General features: G+C 46.5%; 5 protein-coding genes. 1 reads left to right on the top strand and 4 read right to left on the bottom strand.

Annotated elements, in window-relative coordinates; genetic code table 11:
- On the top strand, positions 1-603 hold a 603-nt coding region (locus F6Q11_RS07160; RefSeq protein WP_297027805.1), incomplete at its 5' end, for a hypothetical protein.
- A gap of 15 nt (positions 604-618) precedes the next feature.
- On the opposite strand, the gene F6Q11_RS07155 is transcribed toward F6Q11_RS07160, so the two are convergent.
- The 4 genes from F6Q11_RS07155 to F6Q11_RS07140 form a co-directional block, all read right to left on the bottom strand.
- Positions 619-1,533 carry a bifunctional phosphoglucose/phosphomannose isomerase gene (locus F6Q11_RS07155; protein ID WP_297027803.1) on the bottom strand — a complete coding sequence of 305 codons (915 nt, stop codon included), beginning with the start codon at positions 1,531-1,533 and terminating at the stop codon, positions 619-621.
- Between the two features lie 201 nt (positions 1,534-1,734).
- On the bottom strand, positions 1,735-3,522 hold the full coding sequence (gene rqcH / locus F6Q11_RS07150) for a ribosome rescue protein RqcH (protein WP_297027800.1): 1,788 nt from the start codon (positions 3,520-3,522) through the stop codon (positions 1,735-1,737).
- Positions 3,523-3,578: 56 nt separating this feature from the next.
- The gene (locus tag F6Q11_RS07145; RefSeq protein WP_297027798.1) at positions 3,579-4,535 is read right to left on the bottom strand and encodes a TIGR01177 family methyltransferase; all 957 of its coding nucleotides are present in this window, start codon (positions 4,533-4,535) and stop codon (positions 3,579-3,581) included.
- Positions 4,532-4,867: a DNA-directed RNA polymerase subunit L gene (locus tag F6Q11_RS07140; RefSeq protein WP_297027795.1), complete on the bottom strand. Its 336-nt coding sequence runs from the start codon at positions 4,865-4,867 to the stop codon at positions 4,532-4,534. The genes F6Q11_RS07145 and F6Q11_RS07140 overlap by 4 nt, the downstream gene beginning before the upstream one ends.
- Positions 4,868-5,197 lie beyond the last annotated feature (330 nt).

The following is a 5,197-nucleotide window of genomic DNA, read 5'->3' as shown; positions in this document are numbered from 1 at the left end:
ACGTACTCCAGGACAATAACAGGATACTACAGGACGAAGAGGCACGTTCTGCGGAAGAGGTACGAGAACGCCATGGACCTCGTCGATCTGATCGCGGGGCACGAGGCCGTACAGAGGCTCCGCTGCATAACGCTGTCCGGAAATTATCCCTGCGCTCTTGATTTCGGGTCCATGATACCGCTCACGTTCTTCAAACCGGGGCGCATTGTGGCCATTGGCGAGCCAAGACTGCTCTCCAAGGAAAGAATAGAGTCATTTGCCGAGCATCTTGTCGCGGTTTCCGATAAATATTCTGGAAATATAAGCATCATAATAAGTGCGGATCAGGCGCATACCCACAGTCCGGATGGGCCATATGGATATTCAGATATGGCGGAATACTATGATGAAACGGTTATAAAAAGCATAGATTCAGGGGATTTCGCAGCGCTTTACAGGATGCAGCAGGCAGTCATTGATGAAGCGAAGCCGGACAGCTACCAGAACATGATAATGCTGAAGAAAATGCTGGAGGTAACAGGCAGAAGAATGAAGGTGCGCTACTACTATGTGGCGAAATACTTCGGGATGGCCTTCGCCTCAGAATCAGGCAGTGAAAAATGAGACCTGAACGCCAGTTCAGGCTATCCTCTTCTTGAGCTCCTCTATTGTGGATACATCCTGCGGATCTATGCCCCTGAGCCTTGCCAGATGGTACGTTATGTAGTCGCCCACGTGTATGAGGTAAAACGATCTAGCGAACACCGACGTTCCTCTTACATCTATCTTCTTGAACTGCGTACCAGTTATCTTCTGTGTCACTTCTATGCGCTTCCTTATCCTCTCATCCTGGGAATCGAATGCCATGAAGTAGAACTCATCTTTGCGATAGGTATCCCTCAGCGGCATGGTATCGTTGTGATTCAGTTCTGAGAAGTAGCTTGAATATGCAAGCACCTTGGCATTCTCATTGAACTGCGTCTTCCATCTGTAGGCTATGGATCTGAATGGGCTTGCACCGTAGATAACAGGTATCCTTCTTCCAGCAAATATCTCAGTGGCGATGTTCTCCTGGACGGTGTTGTTCGCATCAAGATCAGCTAAGATCCTTGAGGCCTCATCCACATCGTCTGGGGATGGTTTAATAAACGTATTTATTATCGGCATGGTCAGGTAGCCCACGGCGGATCTTGGTTGCAGGCCAGAAGGGATCTTTATCGTATCTATACCTAATTCACCAAGTTTCCCCCCAGACGTAATGGCATGCACCTTTGCCCCCTTCTTCATTGCCATCTCAAGGGCGCTCAGCGTTTCCTCAGTGTTGCCGGAATAGCTTACGGCTATGAATTCAGTGTTCTCATCCACGAAATTTGGAATACTGTAGTCATCTGAGACGAATACTGGCTTATCGGAATACATCTCTGAGAAGATCCTTCCAGCTATGCCTGATCCCCCCATGCCAGCTATAACTATATTGCTGAACCTATCAACCTTGAAAGACTCACCAAATTTAACCTGGTCTTTCAGAGTCTTCAGCTCCTCACGAAATTCCATGAAATGTGATCGAAGCATTCCTATTATAGGTTATGCCAGAATTATGAGTTAAGCTTTAGATCTGCTGATCTTTGGTGATGAGATGCATAATTTGAATGAAGAACTATCCGGGGATTTTTATAGAAAATTCAGGAGTTATATGGAAACTATCTAGATAGTTTCAAAGAGTTATAGGAAGTTTTGTACTTCATAGTAAATATCCTATTCTACGATCATGGATCCTCCAGGTGGGAGTATTTTTTCTATCTCTTCCCTGTCTGTACTTAGCATTTCTGCAATTCTCTTTGCAATCTCTGAATGCTTGTGGTCTCCAGGAACTATCTTGACGCATTTCTCACCTGAAGTGAAGGTAGATGATGGTCCTATCATCGGTATCTGTATGCCTTCCACATCACGCATTCCAATGCAGAGCTCTAATTTCAGATCGGTTATGTAATTCCTCTTTCCCCTGATGATCCATGATCCGGTCGTCACGTATTCTCCAGATTCGGGCGTCTTGCTGACCTGGCTAGGATAGACCCAGTATGCCGTTCCTGAAGCTATTCCTGCAGCCCATGCTCTGGAGAAGGAAACTGCAAAGGCACCAGCTTCCCTTATGGTGGTATCCCCAGGCGGATTTTTTCCAGAGGATTTGATTATGGTGCTCGGAGCACCGTACATATCAGCATGGACGTATATATCGCCTTCCTGCAGATGCTTCTTCACGATCTTCTCATTGGACTTGGCATCTCTCCCGGCTATCACAAGGTAACCTTCGCTTGATATGAACCAATGATATGTTTCAAACCAGAATACCCTCCTGCGTTTTTTCTTCTCCGCCTTCTGCATCTCGATCAAGCGCTGCTTCTCAGCCTCTTCTATGGCCTTAACCGCGCCTTCGATCTTCTTTCGGTATTCCTTTGACTGCGAGAAGTATCTGCTCGCATTTTCTCCAGCCGATACAGTGTAGTCTATCTCGATTTGCCTTCCATCCAGATCCACCGTTATCAGCTTTCTGGCCCTATCAATGGTTCCGGCATAATTTCCGGATCTTGCAGATCTTATTGCATTATCTATTTCCTGGAGCCTTGCCATGATAGCCTTGCCGGTTTCCTGTTTTTCATTCGATAACCTTTCGAACTCCTCTATGCTCTTCTTCTGAGAATTTATCCTCCTGGTTATGGGATCTTCGAGCTCTTCTTCACCCTTAGAATTTTCAAGTGCAAACACAAGTCCCTCGTTCAGATCCTCAAAGATCTTACTGGGAGTGCCAAAATGCCTCATCTCACAGGGCGAAACCAATGCCTGATCCTCGTAGTAATAGGATCTGTTGCTCAGCGATTCCTTCAGAAGTTCATCTAGCATGTGCCTGATGTCGCCAGATCTTTCAGATGCGGATTTAGCCGGTATCTCTTTGTCTATTCCGGCCCGGTAAAGTATCTCCTCCGCCAGTTCACCGCCAAGGTTCAGGCGGGTCGCCAGCGTCTGGACAATGTTGGCCGAGCTTGCGGAAATAACCTTGGATATATCCTCAGCGGTGGCAGTTGAAGGATCAAAAGATGAGGGAGGCAGATACGTGCTGCCAACCTCAAGATCCCTGTTCTTCCATTTCCTCGGTCTGAGCGCGAATGTTATCTTATCCCCATCCGTTGCTATGAGGTTACCTTCCCTAAATAACTCAAGTATGAGCTTCTGCCCTGTATGAAAGGTGAATTCAACTACGCGATCAAAGTTTATCTGCCTAATTTCAACGATCCTCCTGTCAGAAATGGACTTACGGAGAACCATGGCCGTCTGCGTGGCAGTCTCCGGGGTTTCAGCCGTTCTGAAGAAGATGCCGTGTTTGAGGGATATGAGCACATCCGTTCTCTTTATGTCGGATCGATATATCTGAATTAGAAAATCGTCCGGGCCTATCTGATATACCTTCTTCACAAAGGATCCTATGAACTTGTCTCGGTATATGTTGACGAATGCGTAAAAGTCTATGGAACTCTCCTTGTCCTTCATCTGGATGACAATGCACTGCATATATTTAAGGAAAGATGATGCCAGTTCATTCTAATTCAGTCGTTCCGCAGCGCAGTTATAAAATGCCTCGTCAGGGATCTATGCTGGTATACCGGAACATCATAGATTATCCTGAAATACGGTCTGGCAAGTTCGATCAGGGATGAATCAGATACAACGAATGCTGCATAGCCATGGGGTTTCAGCATTTCATGAAATTTCCTGAAAGAACGTTCATAAAGGGTCTCAAGATCTTCGCTTGCGTAGGAGTTCCTTCCATAGGGCATGTCAGTGGCGATTCCATCGATGCGGGATAACTGCAGCTGCGATATATCCATGCTGTAGACCTGAAAGCTGTCTATATGGAAGTGCTTCAGATTTGTTCTTGCCCCAACAGCCATTGACAGGGATATGTCGTTTCCTATGACTTTGATTCCCATAAGGGCGGCCTCAATCAGTATGCCTCCCGTGCCGCAGAATGGATCAAGGATCACTTCGTTCTCCCTTACATGGGCGGTGTTCACCAGAAACCTTGCATACTTGGGATCCATAGATACTGGGGAAAAGAAGGGCCTGCGAGGGGCCTTCCTCTCCATGAACTGCCTCTTGTCCCTCTCATGAACCACAACGGTGACGTAGAAGATGCCGTGGTGAACCACCCTGACGACGTAATCTGGATGCTCGAAGGAGACCCTTCCTCTGGCGTTGAGAAGATCGCCAATTGCCGCCTCGCTCAGCGGCGCGTTTCCGTCGATGTCCCTATACCTCACATAGAACCGGCCAGGCGGGAGATCAGCGCTGAAGGATTGCAGGCTGCCAGCCTCGCCGACTATCTGCCCGATATAGTTCACGAAAGCGCATCTGCGTATGGGTTCCCATGATCCGGATATAACAGCGATCCGATCATCAATGAATTCTATGCTGAATGAACCGTATGTTTCCTGAATGGAGACTATCTCAACAGTCCTGGCCCTGTCCCTCTCCAGGCTGAACTCCACTAGATATCTGGTCATTCCACGGCTTTTATCATGTGATCGCTTTCGTACCTCTGGAACTCCTTCTGGAACTGCGTCCCGAGGTCCTCGTACATCTTGGATAATTTCCTCACTGCCCTCTTTATCGCTGACTGGGGCTTTCCTGATTTTACCCTCACGTATATCTGAGGGTTGTCTATGACCGGATGCTTGATGTAGTATCTTGCCTCATCAACCTGGTCATCCTTCAGTATCTCCTCAACAAGCGTCCTGAGAAGGGTGTTATCGTAATTTATCATCTCCACTGTTATGGAATTTTTCTCCTTTGAAATGACACGGAGCGAGCTTTCCGCGATCCTCTCCCTCTGCATAGCGGTATATTTTTAATACCTATTTATAGGTTGACACGTGGGCTGATTGCCATGCATTCTGCTGCAGACGGACTGCGTTGTCCACCTTGCCCTTCCTGAATGTTTACATCCCATATTGATGAATGGTGTGTTTGCTTCCAACGAAATCGGTACATCATAATATATATTCATTACATCTCAATTTGTAAAACATTCAATTTTAGACGCATAATTAATTTCCGTTATCGTTATAAATTATTGACAAAGTTTTATTAATCTTCCAATAATTACGTTACGATACTTATGTCAAAGACCATGTCGATTGTTCTGGCCTCTGGAACAATAGATAAG

Origin of the sequence: Thermoplasma sp. (genome assembly GCF_008709555.1) — an archaeon.
Classification (GTDB): domain Archaea; phylum Thermoplasmatota; class Thermoplasmata; order Thermoplasmatales; family Thermoplasmataceae; genus Thermoplasma.
Note: the sequence above shows the minus strand (reverse complement) of the source record. Positions and strands in the feature narration are given on the sequence as shown.